We start from the raw sequence: 20,750 nt of genomic DNA, 5'->3' as shown, positions 1-20,750 counted from the left end.
ATTAAAGTTGACCTGTAAATCTAGTATTAAAAACAAATGTGATTCAAAAGTGAGTGCAATGCGCTCAGTCAACTTCAAGCCAACCTCTTACTTATGGTAGATGACATAGATAACTTAAAGGTGGGGAGGAATTGCCGCTCCCGGGACTGGGGATCGGGGATGGGGAAATTACTTATTCCCTATCCCCAGTCCCTAATCCCCAGTCCCCTTTAAACATTTATTCAAATAGAAATGAGCAAATCACAATCAAAGAATTTGTTAGAACAAATAAGTACCACAAAATTAGTTCAGTACTTACTATTTTTTGCCCTTGGGTGGGGAATAGTCCAAGTTTTGGCTTATTTTTCAACAGTAATTGTAATTTTTACTTTGGCAGCAGTTTTAGCATTTCTGCTTAATTATCCTGTGCAGTGGGTGCAGCGTTTTTTACCGCACACTTTAGCAGTGATTTTAGTATTTTTATTAAGTATTTTAATTCTTGTTGGTTTTACATTCACAATCGGTGTTGCAGCTTTATCTCAGGGACAACAATTACTCAGTCAATTCCCAGAGTTTGTCAACTTCATAATATTTTTGTTAGAACGACTAGAAGCTTTGTTAGATAAGTGGAATTTGCAAGTTGATTTAAGTGCCGTTGAAGAAGAACTACGAAATCAAGCTTTAGCAGGAATCGGTGTTGGTTTCGCGACAGTTCAAAGATTACTTGCCAGCTTAGTTGATATAATTTTGATCGCCGTTGTGGCTTTTTTCATGTTGCTAGATGGTGAACGTCTCTGGTATTTCGTTCTGAAACTTTTTCCCGAACATCTACGTAACGACTTGACGGTTGCGATCCAGCGGAACTTTTTAGGCTTTTTTTGGGGACGGCTAATTTTATCTGTATTCTTTGGAGTTTCTGCCTATGTTGTATTTTTGATTTTGCAAGTGCCTTATACATTAATTTTAGCTGCTATTGCCGGAGTTTTTGACTTGATTCCAGGCATTGGAGCCACATTAGGAATTAGCCTTGTGGCTTTGATTGTTTTACCCCAAGGAATTTGGCTCAGTATCAAAGTATTAGTAGGTTGTATTTTACTCCAACAAGTGGAAGAGAATTTGCTCATGCCTCGCATTATGCAAGGTTCGCTAAATATTAATCCAGTTGTAATGTTTTTCGCACTCTTAATAGGTGCTAGAGTCGCAGGGCTACTGGGAGTTTTTCTTGCCGTTCCCATCGCCGGAGTGATTATTAGTTTATTTGAAATGAATGAGTTGAAGGCAGAGTAAAAACTCACCTAATGGTTCATCGCATTAATTATGAGAGGTTTGTAGTGAGCGATTTATCGCTCAATTTCAAGGGCTAAAGCCCTAACTACGAAATTTTACAACTTATCAAAACTAATGCGATAGACCACTACAAGTCATTTCAGAACGCATTAACAACATACGTCCTGCTGCACGAGGTGACACCATTCTCAAGAACAGCTAGAGGCTCTTAATTCTCGTTACTAGGTTGAACCTGGTAACGAGGCTTGAGGGTTTCCAAGCAGCCTCATAGAAGCGCTAGAGAAGACTATCGTGCTGAGCTGCTTTAAAGAGCGATCGCAACCTATCACAGGGATTTGTGACACGATTAGACGAAAATCACAGTTATGCCTGTCCTAAATCACAATTTTTGATCTGGAGAATTTCTGTAGAAACTTGAAGAAATTTTAGAAGTGGAAAGCGCCACGTCGTGTGAAATAAATCTTCAACATGACTTGATGCTTATAAAAATTCGAGAGATACCAATGATTTACCGTGCTTTGGATGTGATTTTTATAGATTTCTTCGCCTTTGCTATTAATACGATGTTTGGTAGATTGCTGCAAAGTAAAATATGCAACTATTCTTGGGAAGGAAAAGATGAACAATTACAAGAAGATACAGAATTCCTGAAGCCTCTGCCCTTCGATGATGTGCCAGATCCGTTACCCTAGGAGATTGTGGAGCGATTGAGCAAGCGAATTCAAAAAAACTAATCCTCGTTACAAGCAATAAGATCTGTGTACAGATGTAGAGAGCGATCGCTTCTACAATTCAAAATGGAAAACAGGAGCGATCGCCACTACTCTAAAAACACAAATATACCTTCTAGAATTTCCTCACAACTTCCTCAAATTTTCTTTTTAATCTCAAAAAAGAGAGAAATATATACCATACGCTGTTAAGTCTACACCTTGTATTATTTGCAACTATAAGGAGGCTCCGCCTCCAAACTCTCGTTACCAGGTTCAACCTAGTAACAAGAATTAGAGCCTCTGGCTCTTCTACTCTTACAGAGAATGGGGTAACACCTGAGACAGCTGTCATTTTTCTATCAAATATCAAATCATCAAAAAATCCCGGGAGGGCAGACTTATGCCATCCGTTCGTTTATTATCTCTTTTCAATCCTTCAAACTACTGGCGAGGGGGTTATGTCACCGTACCCTGGCAACCAATTGCCCAAGTATTCCAAATTTCCCCAGCAGAACTAATATTAAGCGATCTCCGCGACCTTTCACATACACCGATAAACGCCCAAGTAGACCGAATTGATCCCGACGATCCGACTCGCGATACCTTGGTTTTCTGCCTACCAAAAGCAATCCCACCGAGTTCGGAAGATGACATACTTGCTTCCAGCTTTGTGAGACTAGACCGGGGTCGGGGTAAGCCTATGCCTCCAGAATTGGGTGAACCATTTTTAGAAGTCGTCTACGGAGCTATGGGGGAGGCGCGAGGAGTCAGACTAGTAAACAGTCGCTTGATTGTCTGGTTCAATTTGATACCTACACCAGAGGACGACAAGCGAAACTGGTTTAGTGGTTCAGCTACGAGCGTGCAGCTAGATCATCAGGAAGTTCTCGATCCCTTCTTAGCAGCAAAAGGTGAATGGTTGGGACAAGACCCAGAAAAGCGCTGTATGCAAGTTGCTGAGCTTTTGTTACCAGGGCCTCCCCATCCCAAATCACCTTACTATGAAGTGTATCTGTTTAATCATTCTTATCGGCTTGTATCCCAATCGAGTGGTCCTGTAAGAGCTAGTGTCACTATTGCCTCCGAACCTTTTGACTATATTGGTATAGATCCGAACACAGGCATTAACCATCATTTAGTGTGCGAACTTTACCGGGTCATTAGCCTTTACGCTGGTGCAGACTACCTAGTTGAGGAACTATTCATCAAAGCCAAACCAAAGGGTGAAGAAGACAAGATCATAGGTGAACTAGAAGTAGTTAACCTCAGTTTTGCTGTTCGCTACTTTGCCCATATGAACATGGGACTTACAGAAGACATAGAGCCTGTATTCCCCATGCCTGATTGGTATGCTGTTGGTTCTGCTATACCTCCCTATCCTGCTTACGGCTTGGCAACTAACGTACATATAGACACAGTGACACACCCTCATGAGGGAAATACAAGTTATTTTTCCTGGCAGTTATTACCAGGCAAGTATGTAAAATGCCTGCACATGTTCATGCGAGGTCAACCACAGGGGTTTGATACACGGGTAGGTCATGCTTGGTACGAACTAATCTATAAGCCGCTCAAGGCTGAGATTTACCGGGATGACTATGTTGTCAAAATGCTTACAACATCCAACTTTGCCACTGCTGTAGGTTAGTACTTCTAACAAATGAGGTCGATATGGATGCCAAAACGACTGAAATCAAACAAATTGCCACACAGTTATTAGCTGGAATGCTTGCTAATCCTCACATTTACGCCCAAGTGTCTGATGATATGGCCCAGGGCACACAAGAGCAAGACCTGATTTTACTGGCAATTGATATGGCTGAGGAATTGATGAAGAAGCTTGACAAAAGAAGTGGTTGAGAAGGAGATTTCTGGTACTGGCTGCCAGATACTAGACGCTGGAAGTCCTTATTCCCCTTGAACAACGTACGCCAAACCATTAAATTTAAACTGAGTTTCCAGAAACATTCTGGCTTCTCGATCGCTATTTGCCAAGGAGACAAACATGAGTGACTTCCAAGATTTTCTCAGACATCAATATGCTTATGTTGCTGTGGGAGAATTTAAACCAGGCAAGTTTGAAGAAGCCAAAAAACTCTACGAACAAGCTGTATCAATGTATACTAAAGGCTTCAAAAAAGCCTATTTGCTGCAACAACCAGGAACTGACAAAGGTATCGCCGTAATTTTTTGGGACAACATCGGTGATATGGAAGCAAATCACAGCGAGGCTTACCAAAAAATTTTAGACAAGATGAGTCCTTTGTTTGTGAAGGCTCCTAATACTTCTTTCTATGAACTTGTCTGTGAAATTGAGCCAGCAGTAGATAAACAAGTTCCAGCCGATTAAGGGAATGGGAAATGGGGAAACAGTCAGGGGAAAAAGATTATTACCTTTATTTAATCTTTTCCCTTTCACTTTTAACCTATTTCCTATCACCTGACGAATTTCAAGCTTTCCATCCTCTTAGTAAACATATCAGTAAAAATACTAGCGACACTGCGTTTGCGAAGTTTGATATTGGTACTTACTGACATCCCAGATTGGAGGTTAACTTCACGACCATTGATTAAAAGAGATTGACGTTCAAGAACGACTTTGGCAGGAAATCTGTAGAATGGATAAATTTCGTCCGGGGGTAGGGCATCGGAACCAATCCAAGTTAATTTTCCTTTGACGTCCCCAAATTCACTGAAAGGAAATGAATCAATTCTGACATCGACTTTCATGCCTTCTTTGACAAAGCCAATGTCACGGTTGGTGATGAAGACTTGTGCTACGAGTGATTCATTAGGAACTATTTTCAGAACAGGTGCCGATGGATTGGTAACAAAGCCTGGGGTGTGGGCTTGTAAATCAAAGACTGTGCCTGAAACAGGGGCTTTGAGTTCTTGGTAACGTAAGTTTTGTTGGGTTTTGCTGATTTGGCTATCAATTTGGGCAATGCGCTGTCCGTTGTCGACAATTGCTTTAGTTAGCTGACTGTCAATTTCAGCAATACGCTTTTGATTATCAGCAATTTTAACTAGCAAGTCGTTTTTGCTTTGGGCGATCGCATTTTGTACTTTTTCACCCGCTTGTGTAATTGCAAACTGAATTCGTTTTTGTTGTTGAACAAGTTGGTCTACTTCTGCTTGCCGACTGCGGACTTGCTGTTGCTGCTTCAAATATTGGTTTCTGGCTATTCCCCCTTCTGTTGCTAAAGATGTTAAGTCTGTGAGAATTTTTTGCTCTACCGCTAACAAATCTTTAGCACTAGCCAACTGGACTAGAGTTTCTTGTAACTGCCTTTGCAACTGGTCTACCTCTAATTTGGCAGTGTTAATGCGCGATCGCACCTCCGCTTGGGCAGACTGCAATCGTGCTTGTTGTTCTGTAGTTAATCCCCCAGCATTCAATGCACCACCCAATTGCAGTCGATAAAGTTGATTTTCAGCAACCAATTCTGCCCGGTGTTTTGTTAAATAATTCTGTTGTGAGGGTAGCGATGGCAGCAGTTTGGTGTTTGGGGAAGTCACACCACGCATCTGCATCTGGTAATACAGATTTTCTTGTAGCAAAGCAGCGCGAATTTTTAGCAGTGAAACTTGTTCGGCACTGTCAACTGTCGGATCTAGGGCGAGGAGTAAATCACCTTGCTTCACTTTTTGCCCATCTCGCACCAAAATCCTTTTCACTACCCCCGCCATCGGTGCTTGTACTTCTGTAACAGCACCTTCTGGTTCGAGTTTACCTTGAGCAGGAACAGCCTCTTCATATTGTGCGACACAAGCCCAGACTACCGCAGCGGTAGTAACACCAATTAAAGTCCACGCCACCGCCCTTGGTAAAGTTGATGACTGCCGCAAAACTACAGGCTGGTCAAATCTTTTGAATTCTAGCGGTGTCTCGGGAGGGGTCGTTAAGGGCGTTTCCTCAAGAACAGAAACTGGATTTACACCGTTTTGCGTGTAACCATTGCTGCTTGGAATTGACTGCCGATGAGAGTGAGGATCGTTGGAGGAATTCATCATAAACCTCTTGTGTGGAAGAGTGGGAGAGTGGGGGCTCGGGGTCCCCTCTGGGGTTGGGGGCTGTGGGGGAGTGGAGGAGATAATTAACTGTTGACTAATGACTAATGACTAATGACTATTGACTATTGACTATTGACTATTGACTAATAGCGCATCTTGTTGCTGATACAGATGGTAGTAACGACCGCGCCTGGCCATAAGTTGAGCATGAGTACCGCGTTCTGCTACTTTGCCTTGATGCATGAGCACAATATCGTCTGCTTGTTGAATGGTGCTGAGACGGTGAGTAATGATGAACATCGTTCTTCCTTGGAAAGCTTGCATCAAGTTGCGGCATACTTGCTTTTCAGTGTCATAGTCGAGGGCGCTTGTAGCTTCATCTAAAATCAGCAACTGGGGATTTTGCAGAATGGTACGGGCAATAGCGATGCGTTGCCTTTGTCCTCCGGAAAGTGCTGAACCGCGTTCGCCGACTCGCGTGTTGTAGCCGTTGGGCAAGTTCATGATGAAGTCGTGGGCAACTGCAAGTTTGGCAGCTACGATCACTTCTTCAGTTGTGACTTCGGGGTTAGTCAGGGCAATGTTTTCTAGAACTGTACCGTCAAATAACAGCGTGTCTTGGGGAATAATGCCAATTTGCGATCGCAGTGAATACAATTCGACTTTACTGATGTCATAGCCGTCGATCAGAATCCGACCTGAGTTTGGTTCATACAAGCGCGGTAACAATTTCATCAACGTACTTTTACCGGAACCACTCATCCCAACAATTCCCACTACTGTTTGAGCAGGGAACTCTAAATTGATATTGTCTAACTGAAGCGAACCGCTGGCTGTGAAGCGGAAGGAGAGGTTTTCGTAGGTGACAGCGCCCTGAATCAAGGGCATAGGAATATTATTCTGGTCTAGTTCTGTAACTTCTTGCGGCGTATCGACAATATCACCGAGACGTTCTAGGGATAGGGCTGTTTGTTGAAAGTTCTGCCACAATTGTAATAAACGCAACAATGGACTAGTAACGTAGCCAGCAATAATTCGGAAAGCAATCAACTGTCCTAGTGTAAGCTGGCCTTTGAGTACCAAATAGGCTCCTACCCACAACACCAGTAACCCAGATAGTTGATTGAGAAAATTACTTGCCGACCCGGCAGCAGTGGCAGTTACAATCGTTTTAAACCCAGATGAAACATAACGGGCATAGTGTTCTTGCCATTGCCAACGGGTACGCAATTCGATATTCTGGGCTTTGACGGTTTGAATACCAGAAAGCACTTCCACCAAATAAGATTGGGTTTCGGCATTTCGTTCAGCTTTTTCCCGCAGTTGTCGCCGCACTACTGGCGCTGCTACCAAGCTGACTAGGGCAAACAAGGGAATGGTAGATAAAGATACCAGTGTTAGCACCCAGCTATAGATCACCATGACAATGACATAGATCACCGAAAAGATGGAATCTAAGACCACAGTCAGGGCAGTACCTGTGAGAAACTGGCGGATGTTTTCTAACTCATTCACCCTGGTTGCCAATTCTCCCACCGGATGGCGATCGAAGTAGCGCAGTGGCAAACGCAGCAAGTGATCGATAATTTCTGAACCAAGAGCCAAGTCAATTCTGTTGGTGGCTTCAGCAAACAGGTAAGTACGCAAAGTGCCAAGAATTGCTTCAAACACCGCTGCTAACAGTAAAAATATACCCAACACTTGCAAGGTGTCGATGCTGTTTTGTACCAACACCTTATCGATGATCACTTGAATCATCAGCGGGTTGGCAAGTCCAAACAGCTGCACAAAGAACGACGCTACTAGAACTTCTATTAAAACTACGCGATGACGGTTGAGGGAAGGCAAAAACCAACTTAAGCCAAATTTTTGCTTTGGCGTGGCTGCGGTTGCTGTCAGTAATAATACCTGGGCTTGCTCACCCCAAGTTTTAATAAACTCTGATATTTTTTGGCGAACAATCCCGCGTTCTGGTACGCCTAAAACTATATTGCGATCGCTCGTTTCATAAACCACCGCCATACTATTTTGCCAATGAATTAAGGCAGGTACAGGCAAACGACCAATAGCACTAGCTGGTACTTTTACCAATTGAGCATTTAACCCCATAAAGTCGGCAATTGCCCCACACAATTGCAGCGATACTGGTTTTGTCTGGTCTTTATGGTTATTGGCGATCGCCTTGCGAATCACTTCCCGCCGGAACGGCATCCCAAAATACTGACTCACCATTTGAAAACAGGCAAGCGTGGCGTTACGGGAGGAGTCGCGGACGCAGGGGTAGGAGGTGGGGGGAGTGGGGGAGTGGGAGAGTGGGGGAGTGGGGGAAGTGGAGAGAAATCTTGACTCTTGACTCTTGACTCTTGACTCTTGACTCTCAATGGGAAAACCAACTAAGCGGACAGATTCTGGTTCTGTGACTTCCAGGTTTATGCTTGGGTTTGTGAGATGAAGGCGGCTACCTACAGGAATACTGGGTACTTGTCCGCCACTCACAAACCAAACGAAGTTAGCATCTAGCTGCCTCAAGGATGTTTCGCCACATGGGGGATAGTATACGACTGCTTGCGATACTGCCGAAAGCACCAATTCCTTGAGGTCTGTGTTGACATTTTCTTGCCGTACCAGTTCTTGACCCAAGATATCAAAGGCTTCTGCAACCCCGCACCGCTGCTGGAAGTAAGCTTTGAGAACTGATTCTTCTTTCAGAAGAGTCACGAATTCTTCACGCTTAAGCGCAAGGCAGAGTGTCTCTTCTGAGGAAGCCATGACTTTTTCGCAGACGATACCCCGCACCAAGCTTGTCCATCCCACTATTTCACCAGGTTCTAAGCGTTGCAATGTCAGGGGCATTTGATTGCGGGGGTCATGTCCGATCAATCGCGCTTGTCCTGCAAAGATAATACCTACATATTGCGGCAACTCTTGCACTGGTAGAATAGTTTGCCCCATCCGATAGCGCCGTACTTCCAACTCTTTGGATAACTGCTGTAACCTGTTGGCTGGCAGTTGTTCAAAGGGTGGGATACCTGATAAAAAGGTTTGGATTGTGTTAGCAGTTTGGGTCATAAAGCGATTAGAAATTTTACCTTTGTGCCTTGGTGTCTTAGTGGTTTAAAAAGACATTATTTTTTACCACCAAGCCACAAAGGCACTAAGTAAGACCTGGTACAAGAAGTAATTTACAAGAGTTTTACTCTTTGTGTTCAAAGTTTGCTGCTTCTTGGTTGTGGTTTATAGGCTTGAGTTCTGCGACTTGTTGTTCTAGCCAGTTGGTAAACAATTCATGCCGCAACTGCCAGCGTGTGGCTTCGTTTAACTCTACAGAAAGTATTTTTTCTAACCGGAGGATTAGAAACCACTGGTCTATTGGTGTGGGTGGTAGGAGTTGCCCTGGCTGACTCACCATCAACAATTTTGCCAGAGTGGGATGGAGTTTACCTAGTTCTACTGGGCCAACGATGCCTTGGTTACGAGCCTCTGGGCCTATTGAGTACTTGGGAGCCAGTTCTGTAAAAGATTGCTCTCCTGCTTGCAGGCGGAAATAAATTTCTTGAGCGATACCACTATCTTTGGTATGAATGACAGAATATACAACCCGATCGAGCAGTGGTTTACGAATGTTGAAATAAGCATCTACCTCATTTTTCCAAGTAGCTTGCTTAAACTTTTCCAATCGTAATGCCCGTGTCACTAATTTGAGGATTTGTTCCGCAGTCATCCCGCGACCGTGTAACCAAGCTTGACGTTCGGCTTCTGTTTTTAAGCGCTGTTTTATGTAAAACGCTTGACACGCTTTTTCTTGTTCTTCTGGCGTGCAAGTATAAGGTGCGATCGCCTGATCGATAATTATTTCTCGTAACAGTTGTGGCAACAACTGATAATTTGCCAACAATGGCACAATTTCTTCGGCTGTTACTTTTTGTTCGCGAACTTGTAAAACAACGCTCATATTCTTCTAAGTGCTGGGCAGAAAATTTCGATGATGGGGCATAGGAAACGGGGACACGGGGGTGGACGCGGAGAATTTATTAATACAGTCTTTCCGCGTCTTCTTTTGCCATTACCTTAGGCAAAAACAAAGTTTGTCTGGGTGAGAGTATTTGCCTGAATTCCCAGTAACACAGCTACATCTTGACCAAAGACTTGGATGACTGTGTTGTCATTTTCTTGGCGAATTGCCCAATCACTGCCAAGCGAATCGAAGGTAAAACTAGTGCCACCCAAACCAATTACATCTCCCTCTGCACTGTTGAAGTCAGTAATAGTATTGGGCTGTGCTGGCAAGTCTGTCTCATCGCTAACAATCCAAAACCGATCGGCTCCCTCACCACCAGTAACAATATTTGCACCCCCGCTAAAACCAATATATAACTTATCGTTACCTGAACCGCCGTCTATGGTATTCCTAGTACCAGCCAATACAATGTCATCACCATTACCAGTATCAATTTGGTTGCCGCTACCAAATTGACTGACATCAACTGTGTCATTGCCATCTCCGGTAAAGAGGATTTGATTATCTCCAAAGAATTGCTCTGGATTGAGGGCGGCATTATCGGAATTCGGATCGTAGAGATAATCATCAAAATAATCATCTCCTGATGTACCGTAGATGATTGTGTCAGATTTGGGCTTTCCTAGGCGAGGATCAAGGTTGAGAGGAGTAGACAATTCAATCTCGATCAATTCATTGTCATCTGGTTCTGACGAATTGCGGATATTGTTGTAAGGATAGTTGTTGTCGTTGGCAAGCAGGATTGTATTGTTGTCCAGAACCAAAATATCTTCAATGGTTTGAAAGGGGAAAGTAAAAACATCGCTACCATCGCCGTTTAAGTCGTTGGGATCGGCAATATTGAGCAAATCAACTACTTCCTCTTTCTGTAGATACCCTTGCTCGTTTGTTTTGGAAATATCAACTTTGAAGATTTTCTTGAACTCCGCCTCCGCTCCGTATTTTCCATCCTGCTCTACGACCAGGAATTCGGTGTCGTTGATGGGAGTCGCATCCCCGATTGAATGCCTGGAACCGTCTACTTGATAGTAACCAACCAAATCCTGGCTAAAGGACTTAGATGCAACATCAAATTTGTAAACACGCCGAGACTTACTCGGATCGCCAGGAACGTATCTTTCCATTATGGGATAGAGCGTTTGGCGATCGGGACTGTAACTCATCGCTTCAAAGCCATCTGAAAGCGTTAGAGGCTCGATCGGTTTGTATTCTTTAACTTCTTTGTTTTGAGGATAACTAACTTGATCCCCGAGGTCTTTTCCGCCCAGAGTATCAGAGGGGTAAATATTTGGAGTAGCAATGGGAGCATCAATAAGCACACCATTACTATCAAAATGCAGCAGATAGGGGCCGAATTCTTCACCAATCCAAATCGTGCCATCCTCAGCCAACACTATCGATTCCGGATCGAAGTCAGCCCCTGTCAGTTGGCGATCTGGTGATGTTTCGTTGACGATTTCCCATCCAATCAGTTTGTTGGGATCGGATAGTTGAATAAATTCAGTCCACTCTGCACTGCCACTGCCATTATCAGCTGTCTTGAAATTAGGATCGACTTTGTAAATTCGCAGCAAATAATCAGCACTATTGCTCTGGCGGCCAAAGCCGTTGTCTGACAAAAACCAGTAGCTATCTGAGTCAGCAAACTGAACACCACTGAAACCTTGGACGGGTTGATTCGGGAATGGCCCAGTACGTCCATTGCCAGAAATGGGTTTGCCTGTGCCATCATTTGCACCAGAAGGTGAACCGTCGGCAAAGGTATCTGCCTCAAGAGAGGAAAATCCAATTAAAGTAGTTTTGCTCATAGATAAAGGTTTTTGAGTTAAGTCTGCCCACACTAAACTGTGATCTGAGGAAGGAGTGGTAGCGGCATCTTGGCGATCGCCCACTAGTCGATAGAGTGGATCGGTAGTGAGTGGCCAAAATACCTCTGCATCTTTGATTTCTAAGGTCTTGGACGGTAGAACATAGTCAACACGGATGTTCCCTGGATTTGTGTCATTGAAATCTGCTGTGTCATAAGCCGGATCGCTGATATGGGTGGTGTTATTTCCGCCATCCAAATCTGCTTGTTCGGGCCCGCCTAAGCTGGTTGGTGTGACACTGGTGTTTATATAGGGATTGTTTAATAACTGCCGAATCGCAAAGTTGTAGCTATCGCCGTCGTTCGGATCGGCATTTTGGTCGCCTAGAATCACGAAAGATTCTTTTTCTGATAATCCTCCGGAGTTGCCGTTATCGTCATAGATGTAATCACCTGCTCCAGGAGTCACATAATCTGACCAAAAGCGAATCTCTTCGTAATTGCGCTTGCCGTTTCGGTCTTCTTGACCATCGAATACAGGAGGTGTCGGATGGCTGACTAGTGTATGAATAATCTGACCGTTTACCTCAATTGGCACATCCCAATGGCTTTTGGATGAAAGCCTCAGTACTTCTTGCTCCTGTTGAGAGTACCAAGGAGTATCAGCATTAGGAAGAGCGATCGTCGACAGCAATGAATCGGGCATATCCTTCCACAAGAAGTTCTGGAAGGTACGTACGTTTTCCGTCTGAATTGGATATTTGGACAGCAACAGCATTCCAAATTGGCCAGGGAAATTGCCAAACCCAAAGGCATCGTCACCGTAACCGTTTTCCCCCGGCGTAGTCACAACCTTGCCATCATTGTTGAGGTCATAACCAGAAGCAATCCCCGTATTGGCAGGAGCTATATAGAAGTAGGAATATTGAACGGGTTCTGCTCCATTTTGGCTGACTTCGAGGTAGTTCTTGCGAAACAAATCGACTGCCTTGGTCGGGTCAGCTGCGTAATAGTCGAATTCCTGAATGCTGATGACATCAGGGTTTGTGCGTTGAATAATCTCGGCCACAGTTTTAGCTTGAGGATTGTCTGGCGTAGACAAATCTTCAATTAGCTGCCCCTCCGTATTCCGGTTTAGGGAAGCATTGAACTGGGCAAAACGAATTGTATCTGTGCTCTTTTGCAGATTCTCGGTCATAGTGTAACCGCTCTCATCAGATCAAAAACTTTGAATGGTTGACTCAGAAACTCGACTCAAACAAATGCAACTAGTTTTGATAAACGTCAGATGGAGTTATTACAGAAGCTAGGTAATTCGGAATCTTGGTGCAGTGATGATTGCGGCAAAAGCTAACACGGCAAGACTAAAGAAATATTTCCCTTTTGCCTTTAAGCCTTTTCCAAAAGAGCGTCAGCTTTTTTTTGGAAGATGTTTGATGTTTATCTAAGTAAAAATTTTACTTAGTATCAAATTTTCATCCTCTATCTGGTTAGTCCGTAATAAATATAGTATACAATTTGACTTTGTATACTATGTTAACTCAAAAGCATCTATCTCTATATGAGTAAAGATAGATTTAGATAAGAGTGTTTTTCTCTTGAAAAATGTATATAGAGCAAGAAAAAATTAAAAAAATCACTGTTACTTAAACCTATAGACCTGTTTACTTTAAAATTGCTGATTTAAAGGATAATATATTTTTGCCTTAGTTTTCAGTAATAATTTTATTAACTTTAGATTAACACAGGTTGTGATTTAAATTACTGCTAATGGTGGTTTAAAATCATGTACCAATTAATCTGTTTATATCATTTAATCGTTATATGCACTTAGCAAACATTTATAAAGTAGCGATTAATACGAGTTGTATTTTATTCAAAATATAGTCTCTATGGCAATATTGGATTAATAATTTAAATAAGTTTCTATAGCAATGTGTTTTTTTTTACTAAAAATCAACGGTTATTACATTACTTTACTTACCCCTGTAGGGATTTTCCCCAAGATTGATACACGACATATCATTGGGCGATCGCCACTGTACTTTCCCCTCAATGGGGGCATAAATTTGTACTAGCTCTATAGGACTCATATTTGATTTTTGAAATATACGTAGGGGAGGCAAAAAGGGGTGTGGATTTTCCTCCCCCTTTATTGCCGTTGCGTTATGCCTCTGGCTAACACACCATCCAAAGGCTTTGGTGCGTTACGCGATCGCGTAACGCACCCTACAGATACTTAGATTTTTTCATAAATCAAATCGGATTCCTATAGATGTTTTGTATTAGTCTTACTTACAATCTGATTACTTTCGCCAACAGTATCATTACTGCTTTCAATGCATCGCTCCAGTAGCTGAATCAACCATCAGTCTGTTGCAATTCCTCGACGGCTTCCATCACGTGGGTCGCGTACATCAGTGCGGGGCCACCACCCATAAACACCGTTACCCCGAGTGTTTCGAGAATTTCTTCTTTCGTCGCGCCTGCTTTGAGAGCAGAATGGGTATGGAAGGCAATGCAATCATCACAGTGAATCGCTACGGAAATTGCCAGTGCAATGAGTTCTTTTGTTTTGCTGTCGAGTACGCCAGGTGCGGAAGAAGCTTTGTTCAGAGCGTAGAAGCTTTTCATCACATCCGGTAGAGCAGTGGAAAGTTTGCTGGTATAACTTCGGATCTGCTTCATCTGCTCAGTATAGGAAGTTTTGGCAGTGGCTTCGCTCATGACGTACCTCTAATGGAATTAGGATGTTTTCCTTCTATCTAACTCCCATGCCTATCAAATTTCACCCATTTTTCATCTGTCTTGAGAAATAACATTAGATTGGAGATTAATAGTTATGCCCAGAATTTAAAGAAAAAATTGATTTGAATAAAACAAACCTTTTAAAGTCAGGAATTATACCAATGAATTCTTGTTAAAATAAAATTGAAGCAAAGCTTGTTAATGACTATCGCAAACAGGCTTAGGTGAGCGCTACAGACATAATTTGGGAGGCTAAAGTTATGTTAAAGAATATATCTAGAAATCCACCCCAAAAATCTAGCTTATCTGTAGAACAACTCATTCCCGATCCTTGGGAAACTCCAAGCCTGACGGTTGAGACTAAATCTATTCCTTATTCTTGGCAAATACCGACAGAAACTCATCCTTTGGTTCCCCCTTTAGGAATTCCAGAAGCCAGAAGATTACCTCCAGCATTCAACACCATCAAACTATTGTTACAAGATGAACTGAAACTAAAAGTTGCTGGCGGCAAACTCAAAACCCAAATAGAGCAAGCCCTAGGATTATTGTGCTGGATGGAAACATTAACCGAAAATTTTGCTTAAGTTTGGATGGAATTACAACCCAATACCTGCATGGCTTGGTGGGTGCTGAGAAAAATGCGATCGCGATCCAGCTGATCCAAAAAATCAGTTTTGCTAAGCCGATCCATCACCGGGCCTTTGACTTCGGCTAAGTAGAAGTTGACTCCAGCCTGTTTCAATTCATCCATCAAGTTTTCCAGTGTTTCTAGAGCACTAGCATCAATAAAGTTTATGGCGCTGCAAACCAGAACTAAATGTTCCAATTTAGGCCATTGAGCAATGGCTTGGAGTAGTTGATCTTCCAAATACTTGGTGTTGGCAAAGTAGAGGCTGCCATCTACCCGGATCGCCAAGACGTGGGGGCAGGTTTTGACCTCGTAGCGCAGAATATTGCGGAAAGTTTCACTCTCACCCACTCGTCCTACGATAGCAATATGAGGTCTGCTGGTACGCCACAAAAATAGGAGTACAGCCGTTACCACACCCACCAAGATCCCAAATTCAATTCCAACTGCTAGCACCGCCACAAACGTAATCAGCAGAGAAACCCCATCTGCCTTGTTGTAGCGCCACATTTGTTTGAAGGTGTTCACATCAACCAATCCAAACACCGCTACGATGATGATGGCTGCTAGGGTAGTTTGGGGCAGGAAGTAAAACACAGGTGTGAAAAACAATGTTACCAGGGCGATGAGCAGTGCTGCGATCATCGAGGCAAGAGCAGTGTTAGCACCAGCGGCAAAGTTCACCACTGAACGACTGAATCCGCCTGTAACTGGATAGCCACCAGTCACTGCTGCGCCGAGATTAGCTGCACCCAGTCCGATCAGTTCCTGGTTAGCATCGACCTTTTGGCGGCGTTTGCTAGCTAGGGATTTAGCTACGGCAATACTTTCCATGAAGCCGACAAAACTAATGGTAAGAGCAGTTGGTAAAAGCTTTTGCCACAGAGTCCACTCGAAAGACGGCAAGGTGAGGGGAGGTAAGCCTCTAGGAATAGCGCCGACGATGTTAACATTGGCATTTTCATGCAGTGCCAGACCCCAGACCAGTAGTGTACTAAACAGCACCACAATTAACGGTGCGCTTTTAGTTATCGTCACAATCAGTCCTTCATAAATACCCCAACCGTTTAGCAAATAACCTAAACGCTTGTTGAAGTAGATTAGAACTGCAATGTTAATAACACCGATACTCAGAGTAACAATATTGGTTTGATCGATCTGTTGAACGAGGGAAATCAGTAATTCGTAAAAAGATTCTGTATGGGGAATCTTAACCCCCAACAAGTGCTTGAGTTGACTAAACGCAATAATCAGCGCTGCTGCACTGGTAAAGCCAGAAATGACCGCATGGCTGAGAAAGTTGACCAAAAAGCCGAGCCGGAACAGTCCCATACTCAATTGAATGATGCCGACTAACAGCGCTAGCACCAAAGCCAGGACGATATATTCTGGACTGTTCTGAGGAGCGATCGCACCTATACCCGTCGCTACCAGTAGAGACACCATTGCCACAGGCCCTACAGCCAAAGTCCTACTAGTGCCGAACAAAGCGTAGAGGATGAGGGGGAGAATGCTGGCGTAGAGTCCCACTTGGGGTGGCAGACCTGCCAGGAGTGCATAAGCCATACTCTGAGGCACCAGCATGATCGCCACAATCATCCCGGCCATTAAATCGCCTACCAAATCTTGGGGATGATAATTGAGGAGCCACTCCAGGAAAGGCAAGTAACGGCGAATACCAGTAACTTTAGCTGGACTGAAGGCTCTAACAGCGGTAGGTCTTCTATTCATCCTCATCTTATCACCCTCAATACTTAGAAATTCTTATGGAGGTGCATTCTCGCGACCTCGATTTCTAGCTGGAGTTACTTAAACTCTTGCTGCGCCAACACTAGCAATTTTGCGGTACTCCTCTGCTGCCTGCCGACAGACTTTAGCACATTTTTGACAATGTTCTAGATTATACTTTTCACATTCCTGTGCACAGGCTTCGCAGATGTCAGCACAAGCTCGTGCCAAGTGGGAAATGAAGTACGACCCACGAACCATATAAGTCGCAAGAGTTTGGCAGACTTCGGCACAGTCGAGACACATTTGGGCGCATTTCACCATGTCTGGATGACCCATGCAGGCTTTGGCACAGTGTTCGCATTCCACGACACAATGCATGGCAGTATCAAAGCTAGACTGGTATTCTTGTTGAATTACAAGCATTGAAGTTCTCCTTTTAGTTATGAGATATCGATAGTAGATAGAAATATTTCCCTACGCTCAACTTGAGCCAACTGTTTGCCATTCCTGCACCACCCAGGATGGAACTAGTAACTTAACCGTTGAGTGGTCTACAGTTGGCAGTTCCAGTATCCAGGGAATTTCTGGCTGCAACTCTGACAGAATAGGCTGAAGATCGTACTGTCCAATATGGGGTTCTGTAGCCGTATCGGTAAAGATTTGCTGAGAAATATCGGGTGCAATCAGGGTTTTTCCTAGAGAAGAAGTCAATACAAGGGGTTGATCGCGATCCAAAACTACTGCACCGGGAAATCCTACCAACCGCAGAGAAAAGCTGGTATTGCCGTTGCGATGGACTCGCTTGAAGGCGATCGCCTGCCAGGTCTTGCCATCCTTATCCTGTAAAGTTTGGCGTGACTGGTAAAGCATTTGTCCTGGTGTTTCTTCCTGTTGTCTGACTACAGCCGCAGCTGGTGGGGCGCTGAAGAGTCCCAAACCTAGGAACAACAATAAGGTTAACGCCCCAACTAACAAAAGCCAGGAAAGGATGTGTCGGAACTTATGCCAGAGAATGTTCATTGTCCGCCACTCCAACTAATCAAGGTTAATGAACAGCAACCGCCGTCACATTGCCACACTGTTCGTTGGCAGGAACTGCTTCCATCATCTTTTTCGGGTTTGGCAGATTCAGGTTCCCCATTAATTCAATGAAACCTTCGCGGCTACATTCTGCAAACCGGGGATTCCAGCGTTTTTCTTCGCCAATGGTGGATACAGTATGACCACGGTAATCATGACCTGGATACACCAAGGTGTCATCTGGCAAGCTAAACAACCGCTGTGTTACGGAATCATAGAGAGTGCCAGCATCACCACTTTGAAAATCGGTGCGACCACAACCCCGGATAAATAAAGCATCTCCCGTGAGTACTCGGTCATTGTTGACCAGATAGGCATTATGGCTATCGGTATGACCGGGGGTAGCAATGGCTTTGATAGTTATTTCTCCCAAAGTTAATTTTTCCCCATCTCCGATGTAGCAGTCGGCACAGGCTGCATGAGCTTTTTGTGGAACAATACCTAAACAACCCGTGGCAGATCGTAATTTATCTGTTCCTGTAATGTGGTCGGCGTGAATGTGAGTTTCTAGGCAGTAACGCAGGGTTAATCCCAGTTCTTTGAGCAATTTCAGGTCACGCTCTACTTGCTCTAGCACCGGATCTACTAAAATTGCCTCTTTGGTGTTGGTATCAGCAATTAAGTAAGTATATGTGCTGGATTCTGCATCAAATAATTGGCGAAATAACATATTTAGGTTCTCCGTTATTGGTCAGTAGTCATTAGTCATTAGAATTACAAATGACTAATGACTAATGACTAATAATTAACTTGCTACTGGTAGTCCCGCAGCTTTCCAGGCTGTCCAGGAACCAGGAACGTTAATAACTTTCTCAAACCCTTGCTTTTGTAAGAGACTGGCAGCAATTGAGGCACGGTAGCCAGTACCGCAGTAGGTAGCGATCGCCTTATTTTTATCCAATTCATCCAGATGTTCTTCTAGGTGTGGGACGTAGATATGTTTAGCACCAGGCACTTTACCGTGTTTGTAGTCATCGTCACCTCGCACATCCAGAACTGTCACCTCAGGTTCGTCTTTATGTTCGTTCAGTTCATGCACTGTCCACTCACCTAAATGTGCAAGTGGTAACCCTGCATTTTGCCACGAGGTCATGCCATCGTGCAGATAGCCAGCTAAATTATCGTAACCGAGCCGGAATAACTGTTCTGTCACCAATTTCACATCACGCTCACTCTCTATCACCAGTAACAGTTTCTTTTCTGGATCGATCATCCAGCCAACCCAATTGGGAAATTCTGGTCGCAGTGCAATATTGATGGCTCCTGGAATATGTCCGCCGCCAAAGGCGAGAATTGAGCGGGTATCGATAACGATGGTGTTCTCATCCGCCATCAGGTTCTGGAATTCTGGGGGTGATAGGGGTTGCAAAGTCGGCACGCAACCCATCACCTTTGCCCCCTTGGCGTTGACTTTTTTCAGGCGTGTGTAGTGTCTCGGCGGTTCTGGCATACCGCTTAATATCCATTCGACAAACTCTTGTTCACTACGCTCTTTAAATGCCTCGCTAAAAATCCGCTCGTTGCCGATTGTACTCTGCCTGCGATCGCCTATCGATTTTCCACAGGCTGAACCAGCACCATGACAGGGGTATATTTCCATGCGATCGCCAAGCGGCACTAGTTTATCAAACAATGAATGATAAAGTTGGGCTGCCAGTTTCTTCTCAGTCCCACCACCGAGTAGATCCGGACGTCCGACATCGAGGTTAAATAGGGTGTCACCAGTAAATACACCAAAGGGTTCTTGACCCTGTTTCGCATCGGTGATAATAAAGGAGACGTGTTCGGGTGTATGCCCAGGAGTATGCAAGGCGCGTAGAGTAACGCTACCGATTTTCAACTCGTCGCCTTCACTCAGCTGGTGCAATTCAAATTGATAATCTTCACTCTTACCACCATAAATAGGTGCACCAGTCCTTGCTTGCAGTTCGTGAGAACCAGATACAAAATCGGCGTGGATGTGAGTTTCGATAATGTGAGTGATTCTAACTCCCATCTCCCGTGTTCTTTGCAGATAAATATCTACATCGCGGCGGGGGTCAATGACTGCTACTACACCTGCTTTATCATCACCAACAACATAGGATAGGTGCGCCAGCCCCTCTACGTTTATTTGCTCTAAAATCAAAGCCATAGTGCTTTCTTCCTTCACTTGTTTGCTGATGAGTGCTGGAAAACGTATTGCGCGAAAAATTCCTTCATTTTTGGATTGGAACTGCAATCAAAACCGATTTCACCAGCCTTTTGAAATGCTTGCTCTGGTGTCATTCCTTGCCTTGTCGCCACATTCATCAACGACATTGCACCCGCACGCATCGCTGTACCGCAATGAATTAAGGCTGGTTTCGGAAGTTCGTCTATTTCTTTGAGAATCTCTGTTGTCTGTTCTTCAGTGAGGGTATCAACTTTGACTGGAATATTTACATAATGCAGCCCTAATGCTTTGGCTTGTTGCTCCTCGTCGGCAAGAAAACCTTTTTCATCAGGCGATCGCAAATTCATTACTGACTTAAAGCCCTCATTTGCTACCTGTTGCAACTGTTCTGGCGTTACCTGTCCTGATACGGTTAACTCATCATTAATCCTTTTCACGTTTTCCATTGGTTCCTCCCTGGTAGGTGAAGCCTTCTATTCGATTACTGTGTATAATTTTAAGCAGCAAAACCAAAATCTTGCTTCTACTACCATATTACTATATAGTAATATGGTAGTAGAAGCAAGATTTTGGTTTTGTATTGTTAA

17 protein-coding genes are annotated in these 20,750 nt (G+C 43.9%); 6 read left to right on the top strand and 11 right to left on the bottom strand.

Annotation, left to right across the window (positions count from 1 at the left end):
* Positions 1-231: 231 nt before the first annotated feature.
* The 5 genes from FIS9605_RS0122500 (at position 232) to FIS9605_RS0122475 (ending at position 4,329) form a co-directional block, all read left to right on the top strand.
* Positions 232-1,266, top strand: a complete 1,035-nt coding sequence (locus FIS9605_RS0122500; protein ID WP_026734615.1) for an AI-2E family transporter — start codon at positions 232-234, stop codon at positions 1,264-1,266.
* A 503-nt stretch (positions 1,267-1,769) separates the two neighbouring features.
* Positions 1,770-1,958, top strand: coding sequence for a hypothetical protein (locus FIS9605_RS0122495; RefSeq protein ID WP_026734614.1), 189 nt, complete (start codon positions 1,770-1,772; stop codon positions 1,956-1,958).
* 421 nt (positions 1,959-2,379) lie between these two features.
* Positions 2,380-3,627: a hypothetical protein gene (locus tag FIS9605_RS0122490; RefSeq protein WP_026734613.1), complete on the top strand. Its 1,248-nt coding sequence runs from the start codon at positions 2,380-2,382 to the stop codon at positions 3,625-3,627.
* Between the two features lie 23 nt (positions 3,628-3,650).
* Positions 3,651-3,839: a hypothetical protein gene (locus tag FIS9605_RS0122485; RefSeq protein ID WP_026734612.1), complete on the top strand. Its 189-nt coding sequence runs from the start codon at positions 3,651-3,653 to the stop codon at positions 3,837-3,839.
* A gap of 145 nt (positions 3,840-3,984) precedes the next feature.
* Positions 3,985-4,329, top strand: coding sequence for a hypothetical protein (locus FIS9605_RS0122475; protein WP_026734611.1), 345 nt, complete (start codon positions 3,985-3,987; stop codon positions 4,327-4,329).
* 86 nt (positions 4,330-4,415) lie between these two features.
* On the opposite strand, the gene FIS9605_RS0122470 is transcribed toward FIS9605_RS0122475, so the two are convergent.
* From FIS9605_RS0122470 to FIS9605_RS0122450, 5 genes are all read right to left on the bottom strand, one after another.
* Complete coding sequence (locus FIS9605_RS0122470) at positions 4,416-5,990, bottom strand: HlyD family efflux transporter periplasmic adaptor subunit (RefSeq protein ID WP_026734610.1); 1,575 nt, start codon at positions 5,988-5,990, stop codon at positions 4,416-4,418.
* Positions 5,991-6,122: 132 nt separating this feature from the next.
* Positions 6,123-9,062 (bottom strand): peptidase domain-containing ABC transporter, encoded by a 2,940-nt coding sequence (locus tag FIS9605_RS0122465; RefSeq protein ID WP_026734609.1) that lies wholly within the window; start codon positions 9,060-9,062, stop codon positions 6,123-6,125.
* Positions 9,063-9,186: 124 nt separating this feature from the next.
* Positions 9,187-9,945 carry a peptidylprolyl isomerase gene (locus FIS9605_RS0122460; protein ID WP_026734608.1) on the bottom strand — a complete coding sequence of 253 codons (759 nt, stop codon included), beginning with the start codon at positions 9,943-9,945 and terminating at the stop codon, positions 9,187-9,189.
* Positions 9,946-10,061: 116 nt separating this feature from the next.
* Positions 10,062-13,016, bottom strand: coding sequence for an esterase-like activity of phytase family protein (locus FIS9605_RS0122455; protein WP_026734607.1), 2,955 nt, complete (start codon positions 13,014-13,016; stop codon positions 10,062-10,064).
* A 1,163-nt stretch (positions 13,017-14,179) separates the two neighbouring features.
* Entirely contained in the window at positions 14,180-14,545 is a 366-nt protein-coding gene (locus FIS9605_RS0122450; RefSeq protein WP_026734606.1) for a carboxymuconolactone decarboxylase family protein, read from the bottom strand.
* A 281-nt stretch (positions 14,546-14,826) separates the two neighbouring features.
* Here FIS9605_RS0122450 and FIS9605_RS0122445 point away from each other — a divergent pair, with 281 nt between their 5' ends.
* Positions 14,827-15,153, top strand: a complete 327-nt coding sequence (locus tag FIS9605_RS0122445; RefSeq protein ID WP_026734605.1) for a hypothetical protein — start codon at positions 14,827-14,829, stop codon at positions 15,151-15,153.
* Here FIS9605_RS0122445 and FIS9605_RS0122440 read toward each other — a convergent pair.
* The 6 genes from FIS9605_RS0122440 to FIS9605_RS0122415 all read right to left on the bottom strand — a co-directional run bounded on the left by FIS9605_RS0122440 (position 15,150) and on the right by FIS9605_RS0122415 (position 20,609).
* Positions 15,150-16,934: a SulP family inorganic anion transporter gene (locus FIS9605_RS0122440; protein ID WP_035139999.1), complete on the bottom strand. Its 1,785-nt coding sequence runs from the start codon at positions 16,932-16,934 to the stop codon at positions 15,150-15,152. The genes FIS9605_RS0122445 and FIS9605_RS0122440 overlap by 4 nt on opposite strands.
* Before the next feature lie 72 nt (positions 16,935-17,006).
* Positions 17,007-17,351, bottom strand: coding sequence for a four-helix bundle copper-binding protein (locus FIS9605_RS0122435; RefSeq protein WP_026734603.1), 345 nt, complete (start codon positions 17,349-17,351; stop codon positions 17,007-17,009).
* Between the two features lie 57 nt (positions 17,352-17,408).
* Positions 17,409-17,948 carry a DUF3122 domain-containing protein gene (locus FIS9605_RS0122430; RefSeq protein WP_026734602.1) on the bottom strand — a complete coding sequence of 180 codons (540 nt, stop codon included), beginning with the start codon at positions 17,946-17,948 and terminating at the stop codon, positions 17,409-17,411.
* Positions 17,949-17,973: 25 nt separating this feature from the next.
* Entirely contained in the window at positions 17,974-18,678 is a 705-nt protein-coding gene (locus FIS9605_RS0122425) for an MBL fold metallo-hydrolase (RefSeq protein ID WP_026734601.1), read from the bottom strand.
* A 75-nt stretch (positions 18,679-18,753) separates the two neighbouring features.
* Complete coding sequence (locus FIS9605_RS0122420) at positions 18,754-20,142, bottom strand: MBL fold metallo-hydrolase (protein ID WP_026734600.1); 1,389 nt, start codon at positions 20,140-20,142, stop codon at positions 18,754-18,756.
* Between the two features lie 14 nt (positions 20,143-20,156).
* The gene (locus FIS9605_RS0122415; protein ID WP_026734599.1) at positions 20,157-20,609 is read right to left on the bottom strand and encodes a beta-lactamase hydrolase domain-containing protein; all 453 of its coding nucleotides are present in this window, start codon (positions 20,607-20,609) and stop codon (positions 20,157-20,159) included.
* Positions 20,610-20,750 lie beyond the last annotated feature (141 nt).

The organism is Fischerella sp. PCC 9605, from assembly GCF_000517105.1.
Lineage (GTDB): Bacteria > Cyanobacteriota > Cyanobacteriia > Cyanobacteriales > Nostocaceae > PCC9605.
The sequence above is the reverse complement of the archived record's forward strand: the minus strand, read 5'-3'. Positions and strand labels throughout refer to the sequence as shown.